The organism is Kitasatospora nipponensis (assembly GCF_039528135.1).
Classification (GTDB): domain Bacteria; phylum Actinomycetota; class Actinomycetes; order Streptomycetales; family Streptomycetaceae; genus Kitasatospora; species Kitasatospora nipponensis.
The window spans coordinates 1-531 of record NZ_BAAALF010001111.1 but is presented as its reverse complement, the minus strand read 5'-3'; the positions used below and the strand labels follow the sequence as shown (position 1 = coordinate 531).

Genomic DNA, 531 nt, shown 5'->3' with positions numbered 1-531 from the left:
CCGCCACCTTCTGGGTCTGTGCCTGCGGCGCGGCCATGTCCGCCGAGCCGGCCTTGCCGTCGCCCCCGCTCGCGCCGCACCCGCTCAGCAGGACCGCCGCCGTGGTGGCCGCCCCCGCCATCGCCAGTGCCGCCCGCCGTCTTCCGTACCCCGTGCCTGCCATGGTCCGAATCCCTCCCCGAGCCGCTGTCGTCCTGCCTTGGACGCACGGTGCTCCGGCCGGGATCCGCTCCGGTGATCGCAACTCGGTCACAGGGCGGTCGCGTTGTGGTCAGCGACCGGCGAGCCGCGTCCGCTCAGCGTGGCGGTTCTGTGCCAGGCTGAACCCATGAGCGTGTTGCCGGACTGGATGCACCCACCGCGCGAAGAGGGCTGGTTCGCGGAGGACCTCGACAGCCTGGCCGAGCCGCCTCGGCACACCGAACTGATCGACGGAGCGCTGGTCTTCATGACGTCCCCACAGCGGGCCTGGCACGGACGGATCGTGACGGCCCTGACGGTCACTCTGGGCGACCTGGCGCCGGAGGGGGT

At 72.5% G+C, this 531-nt stretch carries 1 pseudogene; it reads left to right on the top strand.

From position 1 onward, the window contains the following. Positions 1-328: 328 nt before the first annotated feature. Positions 329-531, top strand: a pseudogene (locus tag ABD323_RS45135) (Uma2 family endonuclease); the annotation flags it as partial.